At 70.3% G+C, this 19,253-nt stretch carries 14 protein-coding genes; 7 read left to right on the forward strand and 7 right to left on the reverse strand.

The features are described 5' to 3' along the window. Positions 1 to 5 precede the first annotated feature (5 nt). The gene (locus tag G8E01_RS00850; protein WP_166314540.1) at positions 6 to 1,091 is read left to right on the forward strand and encodes a substrate-binding domain-containing protein; all 1,086 of its coding nucleotides are present in this window, start codon (positions 6 to 8) and stop codon (positions 1,089 to 1,091) included. Here G8E01_RS00850 and G8E01_RS00855 read toward each other — a convergent pair. Beyond that, entirely contained in the window at positions 1,088 to 3,721 is a 2,634-nt protein-coding gene (locus G8E01_RS00855; protein WP_166314543.1) for an alpha-L-rhamnosidase, read from the reverse strand. The genes G8E01_RS00850 and G8E01_RS00855 overlap by 4 nt on opposite strands. Before the next feature lie 184 nt (positions 3,722 to 3,905). Between G8E01_RS00855 and G8E01_RS00860 the strand changes: the two genes are divergently transcribed. The 4 genes from G8E01_RS00860 (at position 3,906) to G8E01_RS00875 (ending at position 9,766) form a co-directional block, all read left to right on the forward strand. Beyond that, positions 3,906 to 5,219 (forward strand): ABC transporter substrate-binding protein, encoded by a 1,314-nt coding sequence (locus G8E01_RS00860; RefSeq protein ID WP_166314546.1) that lies wholly within the window; start codon positions 3,906 to 3,908, stop codon positions 5,217 to 5,219. A gap of 139 nt (positions 5,220 to 5,358) precedes the next feature. Next, a complete protein-coding gene (locus G8E01_RS00865) occupies positions 5,359 to 6,258 on the forward strand; it encodes a carbohydrate ABC transporter permease (RefSeq protein WP_166314549.1) in 900 nt (299 codons plus the stop codon). A 59-nt stretch (positions 6,259 to 6,317) separates the two neighbouring features. Further along, a complete protein-coding gene (locus G8E01_RS00870) occupies positions 6,318 to 7,157 on the forward strand; it encodes a carbohydrate ABC transporter permease (protein ID WP_240921263.1) in 840 nt (279 codons plus the stop codon). A gap of 20 nt (positions 7,158 to 7,177) precedes the next feature. Further along, positions 7,178 to 9,766 carry a glycoside hydrolase family 78 protein gene (locus G8E01_RS00875; RefSeq protein ID WP_166314555.1) on the forward strand — a complete coding sequence of 863 codons (2,589 nt, stop codon included), beginning with the start codon at positions 7,178 to 7,180 and terminating at the stop codon, positions 9,764 to 9,766. Between the two features lie 50 nt (positions 9,767 to 9,816). On the opposite strand, the gene G8E01_RS00880 is transcribed toward G8E01_RS00875, so the two are convergent. Both G8E01_RS00880 and G8E01_RS00885 read right to left on the reverse strand, forming a co-directional pair. Beyond that, positions 9,817 to 11,322, reverse strand: coding sequence for an apiosidase-like domain-containing protein (locus G8E01_RS00880; RefSeq protein WP_166314559.1), 1,506 nt, complete (start codon positions 11,320 to 11,322; stop codon positions 9,817 to 9,819). 18 nt (positions 11,323 to 11,340) lie between these two features. Further along, complete coding sequence (locus G8E01_RS00885) at positions 11,341 to 12,168, reverse strand: NAD-dependent epimerase/dehydratase family protein (RefSeq protein WP_166314562.1); 828 nt, start codon at positions 12,166 to 12,168, stop codon at positions 11,341 to 11,343. Between the two features lie 118 nt (positions 12,169 to 12,286). Here G8E01_RS00885 and G8E01_RS00890 point away from each other — a divergent pair, with 118 nt between their 5' ends. Beyond that, entirely contained in the window at positions 12,287 to 13,252 is a 966-nt protein-coding gene (locus G8E01_RS00890; RefSeq protein ID WP_166314565.1) for a sugar-binding transcriptional regulator, read from the forward strand. Between the two features lie 49 nt (positions 13,253 to 13,301). Here the strand turns inward: G8E01_RS00890 and G8E01_RS00895 are convergent, their stop codons facing one another. The 4 genes from G8E01_RS00895 to G8E01_RS00910 form a co-directional block, all read right to left on the reverse strand. Beyond that, complete coding sequence (locus tag G8E01_RS00895; RefSeq protein ID WP_166314568.1) at positions 13,302 to 13,949, reverse strand: aspartate/glutamate racemase family protein; 648 nt, start codon at positions 13,947 to 13,949, stop codon at positions 13,302 to 13,304. A 4-nt stretch (positions 13,950 to 13,953) separates the two neighbouring features. Then, complete coding sequence (locus tag G8E01_RS00900; protein WP_166314571.1) at positions 13,954 to 14,859, reverse strand: carbohydrate ABC transporter permease; 906 nt, start codon at positions 14,857 to 14,859, stop codon at positions 13,954 to 13,956. Between the two features lies 1 nt (position 14,860). Beyond that, positions 14,861 to 15,742, reverse strand: coding sequence for a carbohydrate ABC transporter permease (locus tag G8E01_RS00905; RefSeq protein WP_166314574.1), 882 nt, complete (start codon positions 15,740 to 15,742; stop codon positions 14,861 to 14,863). A 63-nt stretch (positions 15,743 to 15,805) separates the two neighbouring features. Then, the gene (locus G8E01_RS00910; RefSeq protein WP_166314577.1) at positions 15,806 to 17,131 is read right to left on the reverse strand and encodes an ABC transporter substrate-binding protein; all 1,326 of its coding nucleotides are present in this window, start codon (positions 17,129 to 17,131) and stop codon (positions 15,806 to 15,808) included. A gap of 134 nt (positions 17,132 to 17,265) precedes the next feature. Here G8E01_RS00910 and G8E01_RS00915 point away from each other — a divergent pair, with 134 nt between their 5' ends. Then, positions 17,266 to 19,248 carry a glycoside hydrolase family 127 protein gene (locus G8E01_RS00915; protein ID WP_166314580.1) on the forward strand — a complete coding sequence of 661 codons (1,983 nt, stop codon included), beginning with the start codon at positions 17,266 to 17,268 and terminating at the stop codon, positions 19,246 to 19,248. The last annotated feature ends 5 nt before the right edge of the window (positions 19,249 to 19,253 follow it).

The raw sequence follows: 19,253 nt of genomic DNA on the forward strand, positions 1-19,253 counted from the left end.
TCGACGTGAGTGTCAGAGAGGACGCGATGCTGCCGTCGGCCCGCCGCACAACCCCCAACATCGCCGCCGTCGCTCGCGACGCCGGGGTCTCTGTCGGCACCGTGTCGAACGCGCTCAACAACCCCGAGCGCCTCGCGCCGGAGACTCTGGGCCGCGTGCGCGACGCGATCGCCCGGCTGGGGTACATCCGCAGCTCGGCCGGGCGCACGCTGATCCGCAACACGTCCGACACCCTGGGGCTGATCGTCCCCGACCTCGTCAACGAGCTCTTCGTCGACATCTCCCGCGGAGCGCAGCTGACCGCGGCGGACACGGGCAAGCGGCTCGTCCTCGCCAACAGCGGGTTCAACGCGCACGCCCTCGCGTCCGGCATCGCCCAGCACGACGGCCAGGACGAGTTCCTCGAGCACTTCGCCGAGGCCCGCGTGGGTGGGATCATGGTCTGCTCGATGCGCGCGCCGGGCGCGGGGATCGAGCGGATCCGGAACCACGTCGGGCCCATCGTCGTCGTGAACTATGACGCGCCCGGCGCGGACTGGTGCACCGTGCTCATGGACAACGAGCAGGTGGGCCGCGCCAGCGTCGACCACATCGCCGACCTCGGGATCCGCCACGCGTTCTTCGTGTCGATCCCCGACCTCGTGCAGCCGGTCGTCGAACGGCGCCGCGGCGTGCACGCGGCCGCGGCCGCGCGGGGCGTGCTCGTCCACGACGTCGAGTCGGAGGGCCTCACCGCGGGGACGGGGCGCGAGGCCATGCGCGCCCTCCTGCCGCGAGTCGAGGAGCTCGTGCGGCGCGGCGAGCGCGTGGCGATCCTCGGGCTCACGGACCGCACGGGAATCGGGGCCCTGCAGGTACTGCGGGAGCGCGACGACCTCCGGGTCCCGCAGGACGTCGCGGTCGTGGGGATGGACGGCGACCACCGCCCCGGCGGGATCGACTGGGTGTCGATGACCTCGATCCTGCTCCCGGGCTACGAGATGGGCGCGGAGGGGATCCGCCTCCTCGCCGCCGAGGCGGAACCGGGCCACGTGCACGAGCGCGTCGTGCTCCCGGTCCGGATCCGCCCCGGTCAGAGCACCGTGGGCTAGGCGACCGCGGGGTGCGTCACCCGCAGGCTGTGGCGGCCGTGCGTGAGCGGCCCTGCGTGCGACGCCACGGATCCCGCAGACAGCGGCAGGTCGAGCGCGGCGGTGACGCCGAAGGGCACGTCGAGATCGGCGACGAAATCGCCGTCCTCGAGGTGCCAGTCGATCGCGAGCGTCCCGTAGGCCGTGTCGATCGCGGCGGACGCGCGGTCCATTCCCGCGGCGGGTCGCGGGGCGACGCGGGCAACGCGATACCCGGGGGCGTCGGGCGCGAGCCCGGCGACCGTGCGGTACACCCAGTCGATCACCGCACCGTACGCGTAGTGGTTGAAGGACAGCATGCTGCCCTCGCCGTCTGCCGCGCTCCCCGCGTCCATCGCGCCCGAGTGGATCCGCCCATCGGGGAGGATCGCGTCCCACCGCTCCCACACCGTGGTCGCCCCGCGGTCCACCTGATAGAGCCAGCTGGGCGCCTCCCGGCGCAGGAGCATCAGGTACGCCTCCGCGAGGTGCCCCGTGTGCGACAGCGCGAACAACACGAGCGGCGTGCCCAGGAATCCCGTCGCGATGCGCCCGGCCTCCGCGCGGACGTTCGCGGCGAGGAGGTCCGCCACGCGCTCCCGCTCGGCCGCGGGCGCGATATCGAACTCGAGCGCGAGCGCGGCCCCCGTCTGCGTCTCGACCGCCTCGGATCCCCAGCGCTGCCATGTCGCCGCGGCCACGCGGTCGGCGAGCGCGTGGTACTCAGACTCGGCCGACGTCCCGGGCGAGACGACGCCCTCCGCGCGGGCGAGCAGCCGGGCGGAGTGGACGTAGAACGCGTTGGCGACGAAGTCGCTCGAGACCTTGGCCTCCCACGGACGCTCGCCGGGCGCGTCCGGGTCGAGCCAGTCGCCGTATTGGAACGGCTCCGTCGGGAGGACGACGCTCTCGCCCGCGCGCCGGCGCAGGTGCTCGACCCAGCGCCGCATGCTGCGGAGCTGCTGGCGCAGCACCTCGTCACTCCCGCCCGCGACGTACACGGCCCACGGCACGATCGTGGCGGCGTCCGCCCATCCGGCCCGCCCCATGGCGTCCGCGGGCTGCCCACCCATGAACATGTCCTCCGGGCGGATGATGTCCGGGACAACGGACGCGACCCCGCCCTCGTCGGTCTGGTCGGCCTCGAGGTCGATCAGCCAACTGCGCCAGAACGCGTCCGCGTCCATGAGCGTCGACGCGGTCGCGGCGAACGCCTGCGCGTCACCCGTCCACCCGAGCCGCTCGTCGCGCTGCGGGCAGTCGGTCGGCACCGAGACGAAGTTGTCGCGCTGCGACCACACGACGTTGGAATGGAAGCGATCGAGGGCGGCGGAGGCCGAGGAGAACCTCGAGCGCGCCGGCAGGTCGCTGGAGATGGCCACGGCGACCGCGGACACGACCTCCGCGCCGGTCACCTCGGCGTACCGGAAGCCGTGGAACGTGAACTGCGGTTCGAGCGTGTGCTCGCCGTCGCGGTCGAGGATGTAGGTGTCGGTCGCCTTGGCCGTGCGGAGCGCCGCCGTGTGGAGCGATCCGTCCGGCTCGAGCACCTCGGCGTGCCGGACCTCGACCCGATCGCCCGCGTGCCCGCGCACCGTGAGGCGCACCCATCCGGACACGTTCTGGGCGGCGTCGAGCTGTACTGCCGCGCCGCGGGCCGTGGCGACCATCTCGAGCTCCGCGACCGTGCGCACGGGAGGGGCCGAGCGCGGGACGAACCGGCCCGTGTCCTTCGCGACGACGTCGACCTCGCGCCAGGCGCTGTCGTCGAAGTGCGGCGAGTGGATCCCTCGCGGCGTGTGCCGGAGGTCGGTCACCGTGCCGTCGTAGATGCTGGCACCGCGCACCGCGCCGAAACCCCCGCGCCACGCTCCGTCGGTGGCGACGAGAACCCCGTCGTCCGTATCGATCTGCGCGAGGGCGCCCGACCGGTCGCCGTAGATCTCGGTGCGGTTCGCGAAGCCCATACGCCCGCGGTACCACCCGTCCCCGACGGCGAGGACGATGACGTTGTCCCCGGGTCGCAGCATGTCGGTGACGTCAATCGTGTCGACCAGCAAGCGGGATCCATAGGAGGTCCACCCCGGCGTGAGGTGCGCGTCGCCCGCCTTACGCCCGTTGATCCACGCGTCCACGAGCCCCAGCGCGCTCAGCCGCAGGCGGGCGCGCGCCGGCGTGTCGGGAACCGTGAACACGCGCCGCAGGAGCGCGACGGGCCCCTCGACCTCGCTCGGGATCCCGATCACGTCCGCCGCCAGGTCGGCCCCGTCGATGCCCGCCTCGAGAACGAGCGGGTCGCTCCAGGAGGTCCAGCCGGCGGCGGTCGCGATCCGCACGCGGAAGACCCGGCGCTCGCGCGGGGCGAGGTCCGCGACCGGCACCCCGACCTGCTCGCTCGTCGACTGGGGCTCGCCCTCCACCAGATCGCCGAGGGCGGGCCCGGACGCGACCTGCCAGGCGATCTGTGCGGCCTCAGCCCGACCGGAGACCACCCGCCAGGTCAGACAGACCTCTCCCGCGGGAACGCCGATCAGCCCCTCACCGTGTGAGCCGCGCACCGCCACGACACGGGTGTCGCCGTCGATCGTCGCGAAATCAGGAATGGTCGTCATAACAATATGCCTTTCGCTCTCGCGCCTCGTTGCGCGGGAAATGTGACCGGATCGAGCGTTGACTCCGTCGCTCGCCCGCCGTATGTTCGACACCGTTGAATGGTTTCAACGATGACATTCAACACGATGGCCGCCTCAAGGTCGAGGCGTCACCACGAAGTCACCTTTTACATGGAGGTAAGAGATGCACAGCACACCCCTTCGGCGCGGCATCCTCGCCGTCTCCGGCATCACGGCACTCGCTCTCCCCCTCGCCGCCTGCAGCGTCGGTGGCGGATCCGGCGGCGGATCCGCGAGCGAACTGACGATACTCATGGCGTCGTCAGGCGAGGGCATCGAGGCCATGGAGGCCGCCGGGGCGGCGTTCACGGAGGAACACCCGGACGTCACCGTCACGGTCACGAGTCGACCGGGCGGCGGCGAGGGCGACAACATCATCAAGACGAAGCTCAACACCGGCGAAATGGAGAGCATCTTCGGCTACAACTCCGGTTCCCAGCTGCAGGGCCTCAAGCCCGATAACTTCCTGGTCGACCTCAGTGACGAGGCCTGGGTCGCCGACCTCGAGGACGACATGAAGACCGTCGTCTCGGGCGACGACGGCCTCTACGGCACTCCGCTCGGCGCCTCGTTCGGCGGCGCGGTGATGTACAACAAGGCGATCTACGCCGAGCTCGGTCTCGAGGTCCCGGAGGACTGGGACACGTTCGTCGCCAACAACGACGCGATCTCGGAGGCCGGCTACGACGCCGTCATCCAGTCGTACGGCGACCCGTGGACGAGCCAGCTGTGGGTGCTCGGCGACTTCGCCAACGTGCTCGCGCAGGATCCGGACTGGGCCGACGAGTACACGGCGAACAACCGGCGCTACGCGGACCAGCCCGCGCTCCAGGGCCTCCTCAACCAGCAGGAGGCGGGCGAGGCCGGGTGGTTCAACGAGGACTTCGCGTCCACGCTGTACGACGAGGCGCTCGCGAAGCTGGCGAACGGCGAGGGCGCGCACTACCCGATCCTCACGAACGCGATCTCGGCCATCGAGCAGAACTCGCCCGACGCTGTCGACGACATCGGCGTCTTCGCGCTGCCCGCCCAGGACGCGGCCGACACGCGCCTGTCCGTGTGGCTGCCGAACGCGCTCTACATCCCCGACACCACGGAGGGCGAGGAGCTCGACCTCGCGAAGGAGTTCCTCGCGTTCATGAACTCCGACGCGGGCTGCGAGATCCAGAACGAGTACCTCACGCCGGGTGGGCCGTACGCGACGAGCGCGTGCACGCTGCCCAGCGACGTGCCGCCCATGATCGGCGACATGCAGGCGTACTTCGACGAGGGGATGACGGCCCCGGCGCTCGAGTTCCTCTCCCCCATCAAGGGCCCGAAGCTCGAGCAGCTCACGGTCGAGGTCGGATCCGGGATCCGTTCGGCCGAGGACGCCGCGGCGCTGTACGACGACGACGTCGTCAAGCAGGCGCAGCAGCTCGGCATCGAAGGCTGGTAACTCCCGCTCCGCTCCGGCGCGGGGGGGCCCCCCCCGGGCCCCCCCCCCCCCCCCCCCCCCCCCGGGGCCCCCCCCCACCCCCCCCCCCCCCCCCCCCCGGCCCCCCCCGCCCCGACGACCCCACTCGAGGGAGGCACCCATGACCACAACCACCGCACCGCCGCGACGCCGCGTCCTCAAAGGGATGGCGCGCTCCTACCCGACCTGGTTCTACATCCCGTCGGCCGTTCTGTACATCATCCTGTTCGGCGTCCCCACGCTGGCGTCGTTCTACTACAGCCTGACCCGCTGGGACCTGCGCGAGGCCGAGTTCATCGGGTTCGCGAACTACGAGCAGTTCTTCGTCGAGCCGATGCTCATCCAGGGCTTCGTCAACACCTTCATCTTCGGCTTCGTGACGTCGGGCCTGAAGGTCGTGTTTGGGCTGGCGCTCGGGCTGCTGCTGACGAGCACGATCCTCGGACGCGGATACCTGCGCTCCACGATCTTCTTCCCCGTTCTCGTGTCCACCATCGGCATCGGGATCACGTTCAAGGTCCTCATGGATCCGTTCGATGGCCTGATCAACCAGTCGCTCGCACTGCTGGGGATCGACGGACCCGCGTGGCTGACCGACCCCGCCTGGGCGCTCATGTCCGTCGCGCTCGTGGAGGTCTGGCGCGGCGTTGGCATCGCGACGCTGATCTACATCGCCGGCCTCGTCGCGATCCCGACCGAGTACTACGAGGCCGCGCGCGTCGACGGCGCGAGCGCCTGGCAACGCTTCCGCAACATCACGCTGCCGCTCGTGCAGCCCGCGACCGCGACGGTCGTCCTGCTGAGCCTCATCGGCGGACTGCGATCGTTCGAGCTCATCTGGGCGATGACCAAGGGTGGCCCCGGCTTCACGAGCGACGTGATCGCCTCGGTCATTTACAAGCAGTACCAGGCCGGGTTCTTCGGCCTGTCGACCGCGGGCAACGTCGTGCTCTTCCTCGTCGTGACCGCGATCATCATCCCCGTGCAGTACATCCTGAACAAGAGGCAGGTGGAGTCATGACCGCCACGCAGACGATCACGACGGCCGGGGCCTCGCGGTTCCGCCGTACCCGCCGCCCGATGACGACCCGGCGCTTCGCCACGCGCTACGTCATGGGCCTCTTCGCGATCGCCGTCTCGATCGTGCTGTTCATCGTGCCCTTCCTGTTCATCTTCCTCATGGCGGCGAAGAACCCGCAGGAGGCGTCGCTGTTCGAGTTCTCCCTGCCGCAGCAGGGCTGGTACCTCTGGCAGAACATGGTCGAGGTGCTCGAGGTGCGCAATTGGATGGTGCTGCGGGCCTTCGCGAACTCGACGATCCTGACGGTCGGCGCGGTCACGATCATGGTGATCTTCGCGGCGATGGTCGGCTACATCATGCAGCGGCGCAAGTCGCGCTGGAATGGCATTATCAACGTGTTCGTCCTCGCGGGCCTCATCGTTCCCCCCGCCGTCGTCCCGACGATCTGGGTGCTGCAGGGCCTGGGGCTGTTCAAGACCATGCCCGGCATGATCCTCATCGAGGCGACCTTCGGGCTGTCCTTCTGCGTGCTGTTGTTCCGCGCCTTCGTCTCGACGATCCCGCGCGAGCTCGACGAGGCGGCCGTGATCGACGGGGCGGGGCCCCTGCGGCTCTTCTTCACCGTCGTCATGCCGCTTCTCAAGCCGGTCGCCGTGACCGTGATCGTCGTCCAGTCCGTGACGGTCTTCAACGACTTCACGGGCCCGCTGTACTTCTTCCCCGGCGACGAGAACGTCACGGTGCAGCTCACGCTGTACAACTTCCAGGACCAGATGCTGAGCCAGTGGAACCTCCTGTTCATGAACATCCTGCTCATCACGATCCCGCCGCTCATCATGTACATCTTCTTCAACCGTCAGATCGTCGCCGGTATGACCAGCGGCGCCGTCAAGGGCTGACTGCGAAAGGCACCCCCCTCATGACATTGCTTCCCTCCGCGCCACGGTTCGCGCACCACGACGAGGCGCTCGGCATCGGCGAATCCACCCCGCGGCTCAGCTGGCAGACAACCGCACCCCCGGGCTGGCGCCAGGCCGGGTACGACATCGAGGTCCGCCGCGGCGCTACATCGACGGTGCACGCGGTCGCGTCGGCCGATCAGGTCCTCGTCCCCTGGCCCGCGGATCCGCTCGGCTCCCGCGAACGCGCGGACGTGCGCGTGCGTGTCACCGGCCACGGCGGCGCGACGAGCGCGTGGGGGCCGTGGGCCTCCGTCGAGGCCGGCCTCCTCGAGGCCGGCGACTGGTCGGCCGCGGCGATCGGCGCCGCGTGGCCGGAGGCGTCCGACAAGGACCTCCGGCGCCCCCCGCTCCTGCGCCGCGCGTTCGTCGCGCCCGGGGACGTGTCCCGCGCGCGCCTTTACGTCACGGCGCACGGACTCTACGAGGTCGAGATCAACGGCACCCGCGTGGGATCGGACGCGCTGAACCCCGGGTGGACGGTGTACTCCGAGCGGCTGCAATACCACACCTACGACGTCACGAATCTGCTGGTCGAGGGCGACAACGTGATCGGCGCCTGGCTGGGAGACGGGTGGTATCGCGGTCGCCTCGGATTCTCCCATCACGGCCACACGTTCGACCTGTACGGCGAGGATCTGTCGCTCATCGCGCAGCTGGAGATCACGCGGGAGGACGCGTCGGTGATCACCGTGGCGACGGACGCGGCCTGGCGAGCCGCTCCCGCCCCGATCCTCGCGAGCGGGCTGTACGACGGCGAGGACTACGACGCGCGAGCGGAGCGCGCCGGGTGGTCGACGGCCGGGTTCGACGAGGCCGGGTGGGAGCCCGTGGCGGTCCGGCCGGCGCGCCCCGAGCGCTTCGTCGCCCCCGACGGTCCACCCGTGCGGTGCACCGAGGAGATCGCGCCGACCGCGGTGCTGACTTCTCCGTCCGGGCGCCGGATCCTCGACTTCGGCCAGAACTTTGCCGGGCGCGTGCGGATCACCGTCTCGGGGGCGGCGGGATCGACCGTCACCCTGCGCACGGCAGAGGTGCTCCAGGACGGCGAGATCTACACGCGCCCGCTGCGCGCGGCGAAGTCGACCGACCGATACACGCTCCGCGGCGACGCATCCGAGACGTGGGAACCCCGGTTCACCATCCACGGCTTCCGGTACGTCGAGGTCGACGGCTGGCCCGGATCCCTGGACGACGCCGTCGCCCGCGGCGAGATCGTCGGCCGTGTCTATCACTCCGACATGCGCCGCACCGGATGGTTCGCGTGCTCGGATCCGGACCTCGAGCGGCTGCACGAGAACGTCGTCTGGGGCACGCGGAGCAACTTCGTGGACATCCCCACGGACTGCCCGCAACGCGACGAACGGCTCGGCTGGACGGGCGACATCCAGGTCTTCGCGCCCACCGCGTCCTTCCTGTTCGACGTGTCCGGGTTCCTCACCAGCTGGCTGAAAGACCTCGCCGTCGAGCAGCGACGCGAGGGCACCGTCCCGTGGTTCGTCCCGGTCATTCCGGGCGGCCCGATGTGGACGCCCACGCGCCCCGGCGCGGTCTGGGGCGACGCCGCCGTGCTGACGCCGTGGACCCTCTTCGAGCGCTTCTCCGACACCGGCGTCCTCGCCGCGCAGTACGACAGCGCGCGCACCTGGGTCGACCAGATCCTGGAGCTCGCGGGCGAGAACCGCCTGTGGGACACGGGGTTCCAGCTCGGGGACTGGCTAGACCCGGCCGCGCCGCCGGACGACCCCGCCGACGCTCGCACCGATCGCTACCTCGTGGCCAGCGCGTACCTCGCGTGGTCGACGCGACGGCTCGCGGACGCCGCGGAAGCCCTGGGGCGCGGAGACGACGCGGCACACTACCGCGACCTCGCCCGCGAGGTGCGCGCGGCGTTCGTGGAGGCGTACTGGGACCCCGCCGCGCGGCGCCTGACGAGCGACGCGCAGACCGCGTACGCGCTCGCGATCCACTTCGAGCTCCTGGGCGGGGACGACCGCGAGGCCGCCGGCGCCCGCCTCGCCGAGCTCGTCGCCGAGGGAGGCAACAGGATCGCCGTGGGGTTCGCCGGGGTGAACGTCGTCGCCGACGCGCTCAGCGCGACGGGGCACGACGACGCCGCCTTCGCGCTCCTCCTCGAGCGCTCCTGCCCCTCCTGGCTCTACATGGTCGACCAGGGCGCGACGACGGTCTGGGAGCGGTGGGACAGCCTCCTCCCCGACGGCACCGTGAACCCCGGGCGGATGACGAGCTTCAACCACTACGCGCTCGGCTCGATCGCCGACTGGATGCATCGCGTCATCGCGGGCCTGGCGCCGGCCGAACCCGGGTATCGGCGGATCCGCATCGCGCCGGCCCCGGGCCCGCTTGCCTCCGCGAGCGCGCGGCACGAGACGCCGTATGGCCCGGCACGCGTCGACTGGCGCATCGCCGACGGGCGGTTCTCCCTCACCGCCGAGATCCCCAGCGGAACGACGGCGGACGTGGTCCTCCCGTCGGGCGCGCGTCACGAGGTCGCCTCGGGAACACACTCCTTCTCCGAGGACGTCTAACGCGCACGTGCCCGGGCCGAAGCCGGCCCGGGCACGTGCGCGTCGGCGATCTACCCGGCGAGCGCCTCGCGGGTGATGCGCACCGCGATCGCCTCCCCCGCGGGGAGCGGAAGGAGCGCCTCGCCCGCGAAGGCCTCGTCGCGCAGGACCTCGTCGATCGTGACCGTGCCGTGGCGCGTGACGGTCATGTTCCACGTGTCGATGATGTCCACGACGTAGCGCTCGCCCATCCGGACGCTTGCGCCCGCGTGGTCGATCGGGAGCCGGACCCGCCAGTTGGCCGGCGCGGAGCGACCGAAGTACCGCACGTACTGATCCGGCGCCCCGCCCGCGACGTGCTCAGGGTCGTCCCACTTGTCGACGGGGTCGAGCCCTGGCACGACGAGAGCGTCGAGGATCCGGCGGAGGAACCCCAGGCGCGCGGGCGATTCGCCCCGCAGTGCGCCGCCCTCGACGATGTGCAGGCTGCCGCCCGGCAGGACGAAGCTCTCGCCGTGGGACGCGTAGCACCCCTCGAGCGTCGCGATCCAGAAGCGGTGCACGAGCTCGCGCGCGGAGAGCCGGCCCCAGCGCGCGGGGGCGTCGCCCTCGTACTTGATCTCGTCGAGCACGATCGGCTTGTCGTACGCGTCGCGGTAGAGCCGCGCGCGGCCGGGCTCCTCCACGGCGGATCCGTTCTGGATCGACGCGTGCGTGACCCAGGGGCGGTGGTGATCGAACAGGTGCACCCAGTTGTGGATCGAGCGGGGGTGATCGAACGGATCCGCCGCCATGACGAGCAGGCCCGCGCGGTCCCAGCGCTCCTCCGGCCGCTCGAGCTGGTCGTACTCGTTACACAGCGACCACCACACGTTGGGCGAGGCCGCGAGGCGCGCGATCACGTACCGGAGGTACACCGCGTCCTCGGCCTCCGAGAGCCCGTCGAGACCGAACACCCCGCGGTCGTAGGCGTTGAGGAGGAGCACGTCGGCCTGGATGCCCGCTTCGTCCAGGTCGCGCACGAACGCGTCGAGGCGTCGGAAGAACGCCGGAACGGGCCGCGAGACGTCCCAGGCCCCGTCGGTCTTCTCGAACGGCATGAGATCGGGGAAGACCTCGACGCTGTCGCCGGCCTGCGGGAAGACCATGAAGCGCAGCTTGTTGAACCCGGCAGCGGCGGCCGACGCGACGGTGTCCGCCCGAAGCTCGTGCCGCTGGTGGAGGACGTTGTAGGCGGTGCCCCCGACGGGGCGGAACGGCGTGCCGTCCGCGTGCGCGAAGTGGTGGCGGTGCGCGACCCGCACGGCGCCCGCCGTCCGCGCGGGTCCGACCGCGACGTCGCCGCGCCGGGGCTCCATGGGCGTCAGCTCCTCGTCGATCCACCAGGTCCAGGCCCCGGAGCGCCCCGGGAGGAACCGGACCAGGTAGGTGGCGTCCTCGTCCCAGAAGCCCGGGACCACCACCTCCTCGCCGTCCGCGTGCCGGAATCGCACCGTCACGGGGGCCGCCCCACCCACCGGCACGCGCTCACGCCCGCGGAAGGCAAGCTCGACGGTCTCGTGCTGATGCGCGGTCACCGCCGTGTCCATGCGCGGTCACCGCCAATCGTGCTCGGCGCGGAAGCCGAGCTCGTCGCGGATCCGTCGCGTCGACACGAGGGAATCCCGATCGCCGAGCCCCGGGTCGACCTCGATGCCGGGAAACCAGCGCCGCGCGAGCTCCGGCGACGGCGCCGTGTTGCCGGAGGTCGGGGCGGCGACGTTGTAGATCCGCAGGCCCGGCTCCTGGGTGGCCAGCGCGAGCGAGACTGCGAGCGCGCCGTCTCGGGCGTCGACCCAGGATCCGAGCAGATCGCGGCGATACTCCGGGTCCGCCGCCCGCGCGAACGTCGCGTACTCGTCGGGCCCGACCACGTTCGTGAAGCGCAGGCCGGTGTAGGACGTGTCGCTCCAGCCCGCGAGCTGTCCCACGAGCGCCTCCTCGACGACCTTGCCCAGCCCGTAAGTGTTGTGCGCGCTCGTGTACTCCTCGTCGACCGGCAGCCGCGGCGGCGCCACGTCAAAGGGAAACCCCATCGCGGTAATGCTGGAGGCGAAGACCACTCGGGGGATCCGCGCGCGATACGCGGCGTGCAACACGTTGAAGGAGGCCGCGACGTTCGCGTGGAAGGTCGCGGCGTCCGGCACCAGACCATTGACGGGGATCGCGGCGAGATGCACGAGCGCGTCCAGGCCGTCGTGGCGCGCGGTCACGCCGAGGAACGCATCGAGCGTCTGGCCGTAGTCGCCCAGCTCGACGTGGGTGAAGCCCGGACCCGTGGGGCCGGCGAGGTCGAAGCCGACGACGTCGTGTCTCTCGCCGCCCAACCGCTCGACGACCGCGCGGCCGAGCTTGCCGTTGCTCCCGGTGACACCGATGATCATTCCGCCTCCTTGCGGTATCGTGCGCGTCCTGCGCGCGGTACGATGTGAATAACAATTCTACCCCGATATTCCGTACACCTTCGTTCGCGAGGGCGGGCGGAGAGGAACGGAGGCACCGATGTCCCCGACGTCGATTCGGCACGCCGACGGGCAGACCCGCCTCATGACGAAGATCGCGCGGATGTACCACGAGCGCGGCATCCGACAGGCGACCATCGCCGCCACGCTGAGCATTTCCCAGGCCAAGGTGTCGCGCCTCCTCAAGCGGGCCGAGCAGGTGGGTATCGTGCGCACAATCGTCACCGCCGCCCCGGACGTCTATGGCGAACTCGAGGACGAGCTCGAGACCCGGTTCGGCCTCAAGGAGGCGGTCATCGTCGACGTGGACCCCGACGCCGACGAGGCCGAGGTCCTCGCCTCGATCGGCGCGGGCGCGGCCGGCTACCTCGAGGCGTCGTTCTCGGGAAACGACCGGATCGGCGTCTCCTCGTGGAGCCAGACCGTGCTCGCGATGGTCGAGCGCATGCGGCCCCTCAACCCGCGGGGCGCCACCGAGGTCGTGCAGCTCCTGGGCGGGCTGGGCACGCCCGACGCGCAGAGCCACTCGAACCGGATCCTCGGCGAGCTCGCGCGCATGATCGGGGCGGATCCCGTCTACGTGTCGGTTCCGGGGGTCGTGGCCGACGCGCACACGCGCGACAGCCTCCTGCGCGACGGGTCGATGCAGGAGGTCACCCGGCACTGGCGCGAGCTCACGGTCGCGATCATGGGCATCGGCAGCATCGAGCCCTCCGACGTGCTCGAGACCAGCGGGAACGCCTTCTCGGCCGACGAGCGCACCCACCTCATCGAGGCGGGCGCCGTGGGCGACATCTGCCACCGCATCTTCCGCGCGGATGGGTCGCTCGTGGAGGGCGACCTGGACGACCGCATCATCGCGATCCCGACCGACGACCTCCTGCGCATCCCGCGGCGCGTGGGCCTGGCGGGCGGACCGCGGAAGGTTGACGCGATCCGCGGCGCCCTGCAGGGCGACTGGATCACGACCCTCATCACCGACGTCCGCACCGCCGAGGCGCTGTAACGGCGCGGGTCCCGGGCCGACGCCCGGGACGCTCGCCGCCCGGCCGCTCCTACGCGGCGAGGTGATCGCGCAGGCGCCGCACGCCGAGGCGCAGGCTCGTGAGAACGGGCACGTCGACGCGGGCACGCTCCGCCGCTGAAGCCATCGAGGCCTGGGCCAGCACGACGACGTCCGCCTCGGCGGCGATGCGCTCGATCTCGGCGACGACGAGCGCGTCGTGCGTCTCGCGATCGCCGCCCGCGACGGCCTCGAACGCCCCCTCCACGACGACGCTCGAGATCTCGGGCCGCTCCCCCGCGAGCGCGGCGCGCTCTTCGATGAGGGCCGCGGTCGGGCCGCAGGTCGTCGGTAGCGTGGCGACCACGGCGATCCGCGCGCCCGCCGCGACGGCCGCGTCCGCCATCGCCTCGTCGACGCGCAGGACGGGAATCCCCACGCTCGCGGCCGTCGGGCCGGCGAGCCCGGAGATGGACGAGCACGTGAGCATGACCGCGTCCGCGCCGGCCGCCTGGGCGCTCGCGACGAGGTTCCGCACGCGGTCGGGGACGGAATCGGCCAGAGACGGATCCCGGAGATCGGCGACGATCCGGTCGTCGAGCAGGTTGAGTGCCGTCACCCCGGGCAGGAGCTCGCGGGCGAGCTCCATGACGGGCGGGATGACGACCGCGCCCGTGTGCAGAAAGGCGATCTTCGGCATGCGGCTATCCCTTCACGGATCCGGCGGCCATACCCGCCATGATCTTCTTGTTGAGGAAGATGAAGACGATCATCAGCGCCACGATGTTGATGCTGACGGCCGCGAACAGCGCGCCGTAGTTCGTCCCACCGTACTGATCGGACAGGCTGAGGAGCCCGACCTGGATCGTCGCGAGCTCCGGCCGCGTCGTGAACGTCAGGGCGATGAGCAGGTCGTTGAAGACGCTGAAGAACTGCACGAGCCCGATCGTGAGCATCGCGTTCTTCATCATCGGCAGCCCGATGACGAAGAACGAGCGCAGCGGGCTCGAGCCGTCCATCGTCGCGGCCTCGAACATCTCTCGCGGGATCGACCGGAAGTACGCCGCCATGAGGAACGTCGTCAGGGGGATCCCCATGGCCGTGTACGTCAGGATCATCGGCAGCAGGCTGTCCGTGATGCCGAGCTTGAAGTACGCCGTAAACAGGGGCACGAGGATCATCTGGCCCGGCACCATGATGCCCGCCATGATGAGCAGCAGCGTCGGGCGCCGCCCCTTCCACACCATGACCTCGAGCGCGTAGCCGGCGGCGACGCCCAGGAAGATGATGAGGAGGACGGAGGGGATGGTGACGAGGAGGCTGTTGCGATAGTTCAGCGCGATGTTCCCGCGCGTGAACGCCTCGACGTAGTTCGCGAAGTTGAGGGTCTCGGGGAGCGCCCACGTCGGGTTCGCGAAGAATTCCGTCTGGGTCTTGAAGGATCCGAGGATCATCCAGAGCATCGGGTACAGCACCACGATGAGGAGCACGGCCACCGACACCCACACCGGGATCCGGCGCACGATCCGCTTGATCCGGCGCGAGGCCCGCTGCCGCGGCAGCTTTCGCGACTGCGGCTTGGCCTGCACGATCGTCTGCGTGAGGGTCATGTCAGTCCTCCGTCCGCTTCGCCGACGTCCGGAAGACGGCGAGCGTGAAGATGAGGCAGAGCAGGGTCAGCACGACGGCGATCGTCGAACCGTAGCCGTACTCCGCGTACTCGAATGCGGTGCGGTACATGTAGAGCGTCAGCGGCGACGTCGACGTCCCGGGCCCGCCGCCATTCAGCGCCAGCAGGCTGTCGAACACCTTCAGGGTCGAATTGAAGCTGAAGATGATCGACGAGAGCAGGATCGGCGCCGACAGCGGCAGGACGATGTGGCGCACGAGCCGGAGGCCGCTCGCGCCGTCGATCCGTGCCGACTCGATCACCTCGTCCGGGATGTCGAGGAGCCCCGTGTAGAGGAGGACGGCGTAGAAGCCCATCGACGTCCACAGCGTCATGAGGATCGCGACCGTCATCGTCCCGGACGTCGTCGCGAGAAACTCGATGCTCTCGCCGCCGAAGAAGTTGATGATCTCGTTGACCGGCCCCTGGTTCTCGCCGACGGCGACGAAGCTCTTGAACAGCATCGCGACGGCGACCGTGGGCAGGACCATCGGGAAGAACACCGCCGTGCGGAGGAAGGCGGATCCCTTCCGGAGCACGAAGACGTACATCAGCGCGAGCAGGTAGCCCATGATGACCTGCGCCGCGGTCATGATCACGGCGAAGTAGACCGTCACCCACAGCGCGTGGAGCGCGGGTCCGTCCGTGAAGAACGTGGTGAAGTTCTCGATGCCGACGAACTCGAATCCGCGCAAGGTATTTCCGCGGAACAGGGACAGCCCCAAGGACCAGGCGACGGGCACGACCTTGAGCAGGACGTACACCGCCAGCACGGGAACAAGGAGGATCAGGACCGTCTTGCGGTCCTGGAAGACTCGCGACATGTGCGGCACCTTCCGGATAGCGGCCCGGCCCTCCGCGCGCGAAGGGCCGGGCCTAGATCAGACTCAGAGCGCGGCGTCGATGCTGGCCTGCAGCTCGGCCATGTAGTCCTCGGCGCTCATCTGATCGGTCACGAGCAGACTCACGTTCGTGGAGGCGAGGGAGTTCGACTTCGAGTCGAACAGCGCCTCGAACCACAGCACGGTCTCGTCGATCGACTCGACGGTCTCCTGCACGTTGCGGGTGGTGTCCGGGATGTCCGTGACCTCGCCGTTGACCGCGAAGCCGGAGACGATGCCCGCCGACTGCAGCGCCTGCTGGCCGTAGTTCTCCGCGATGCACTGGAACCAGGCCTCAGTCTTCGGGCCCATCGACTCGGCGTTCGCGGCCATCGCCGCGCCGGCGTTCGCCGCCCACTGGTTGATGTCGCCCGCGCCGCCCTCGACGGCGGGGAAGGGCATGAAGCCAATGTTCTCGGCCCCGACCTGGTTCTGCTCGGGGTCGTTGATGGCGCTGAGCGCCCACGATCCGTCGTACTTCATCGCGGCGCCGCCCGAGAGGAACTGCGCCGTGGAGGCGCCGCCGTCCATCGTCGCGAATCCCTCGCCGAAGTACCCCTCGTCCGCCAGCGTCTTCAGCGCCTCGGCGCCCGCCACGTATTCCGGATCCGTCAGCTTCGCGTCGCCGTCCTGGATCCGCTGCATCGCATCCGGGCCGACGTTGCGGAAGATGTACATGCCCATGAGGCGCGTCATCGGCCAGGCGTCCGCCCCGGCGGTGGTCATGGGCTGGTAGCCCGCCGCCTCGAGCTCGGCGGCGGCGTCCAGGAGCTCCTCGAAGGTCTGGGGCTCCGAGATGCCGACCTCGTCGAAGATCTGGGCGTTGTACCAGATGCCCTCGATGTTGTATTGGTACGGCAGCGAGACCATCTGGCCGTACACGCTGTTCACGGTGGACGCGGCGGCGGGAAGGATGTTGTCCCACGCGTCGCCGAGGACGTCCTCGTAGTCGGCGACGAGCCCCCCGGCGCCGAGGTCGCCATCCGGGCGGACCATGTCGGTGCCCGCGATGAAGTGCTGCGGCAGCGCGCCCTGGCTGGCGAGCTGCGTCACCTTCTGCACCGTGTCGGCCTGTGCGGTCTTCTGGTGCTCGATCGGCATGGCCTCGTTCTCGGCCGCGCACTGGTTGTCGGCCAGCGCCTGCAGCTGGTCCTCGAGCGCCTGGTTCTCGTTCGCCGTCAGCACGGTGAACGTGTCGGGCTCGGCATCCGAGCCACCGCCACCGCCTCCCGAGCCGGCGGAATCGGAGCCGGAGCAACCGGCGAGAGCGGCGATGGCAACGACCGAGAGCCCCGTGAGGGCCACACGGCGTCGCGAGCTGCGGATGGTCATGATCGTCCTCCTCGACGATGGTGCGGGTATGGACATGACAGTAGGAAGAACCGGGTCCCGTGTCAACAGTCGGGGTTGAATTTTTATCCAACCTGTGACTGAATCGAGACACCACGACCTCCGGAAGGACCCCCATGGCAACGGAAACCCGCCAGAAGACTTCGCTGACGAAGCTCGGTGCGGCCGAGGCGCGCTGGACGAGCGGCTTCTGGAATCGCGTTCACACCCGCACGCGCGACGTGACGATTCCCCAGATCTGGCAGAGCCTCAGCGATACGGACCTCAGCCCCGGCCTGCGCAACTTCGAGATCGCCCTCGGGGAGCGCGACGGCATCCACATCGGCCCGCCCTACATGGACGGCGACATGTACAAGTGGATGGAGGCGGCGATCGACAGCCTCGAGACCGACCCGAACGACGAGCTCGCCAACATCGTCGAGGGCATGGCCGCCCGCATCGCCGCGGTGCAGCGCGAGGACGGGTACGTGCACACCCCCACGGCCATCGCCGAGCGCTCGGGTGCGGAGGTGTCGGAGCTCGCCGACCGCTTCAACTTTGAGACGTACAACCTCGGCCACCTGATCACCACGGGCGTGCGGCACTACGAGGTCACGGGGAGCGAGTCGCTGCTCGGGCCCGCCAAGAAGGCGGCGACCTTCCTCGAACACCTCGCGACCAACAAGCCGCTGGAGCTTGCGCGCAGCGCGATCTGCCCGTCGCACTACATGGCCGTCATGGACCTGTTCCGCCTCACGGGCGAGCGCCGGTACCTCGAGCTCGCTCAGGCGTTCCTGCGCGTCCGCGACGAGTTCACGGAGGGCGGCGACGACAACCAGGATCGGATCCCCGTGCGCGACCAGGTGGTCGTGGCCGGCCACGCGGTGCGGGCCAACTACCTCTACGCCGGGCTGGCCGACCTCGCGGCCGAGACCGGCGACGAGGAGCTCCGCGCGGTCCTGGAGCGGCTGTGGACGGACGTCGTCGACACGAAGCTGTACGTCACGGGCGGATGCGGTGCGCTGTACGACGGCGCCTCGCCCGACGGCCATCCGTGGCAGGGGGAGATCAGCCGCGTGCACCAGGCGTACGGGCGCGCCTACCAGCTCCCGCACACGACCGCGCACGCGGAGTCGTGCGCGAACATCGGGATGATCTTCTGGAGCGAGCGGATGCTGGCCCTCACGGGCGAGGCGAAGTATGCCGACGTCATCGAGCAGATCGCGTACAACGTGCTGCTCGGGAGCATCAGCCTCGCGGGCGACGCGTACTTCTACACGAACGCGCTGCGCCAGGTGCGCGGGCTGCCGTTCGACCTCCGGCGCCCCGGCGACACGGGCCAGCCGGTCGTCCCCTCGCCGCCGCCGTCGGACGAGCGCCTGCGCGAGCACTACCTGTCGTGCTTCTGCTGCCCGCCCAACATCGCGCGCGCCCTCGCGAGCTTCCACACGCGGGCCGCGGGCGTCTCGGACGACGGCCTGTTCGTGCACCAGTACGGCGGGAGCGAGATCGACGTGACGCGGGGCGAGCACCGCCTCGCGCTCCGGGAGGAGAGCGACTATCCCTGGAGCGGCCAGATCGCGTTCACGGTCACGGCGGCAGCGGGATCCCTCCCGCTCCACCTGCGGATCCCCGGATGGGCACGCGACGCGCGGCTCGCGGTCAACGGGATCCCCGTGAACGCCTCCGGGCCCGGCTCCTACGCACGCATCGAGCGCGCGTGGCAGCCCGGCGACGTGATCGCGCTCGAGCTCCCGCTCCCCGTTCGCGTGCTCCGCGGCCACCGGCTCGCGGAGGAGCTCACAAGCCAGGTCACCGTGCAGCGAGGACCCGTCGTGTACTGCGTCGAGTCCGCGGATCTGCCCGACGGCGTCCGCCTCGAGCAGGCGGCCATCGCCCGCGGGACGGCCTTCGCCCCCGCGCGCGCCGAGATCGCCGGCTTCCCCGTCACGGTTCTGGAGGGCGATCTCCTCGCGCTCCCGCCGCAGGGATCCGATGCCCTATACGCCGACCTGGAGGACGCGCCCGTGACCCGCGCGCCCGCGCGCCTCGTCCCCTACTTCGCCTGGGGCAATCGCGGACCCGGCGAGATGTCCGTGTGGCTTCCCGTGGTGTGGTGAGGATT

This window comes from Microbacterium excoecariae, assembly GCF_011326725.1.
GTDB classification, from domain to species: domain Bacteria; phylum Actinomycetota; class Actinomycetes; order Actinomycetales; family Microbacteriaceae; genus Microbacterium; species Microbacterium excoecariae.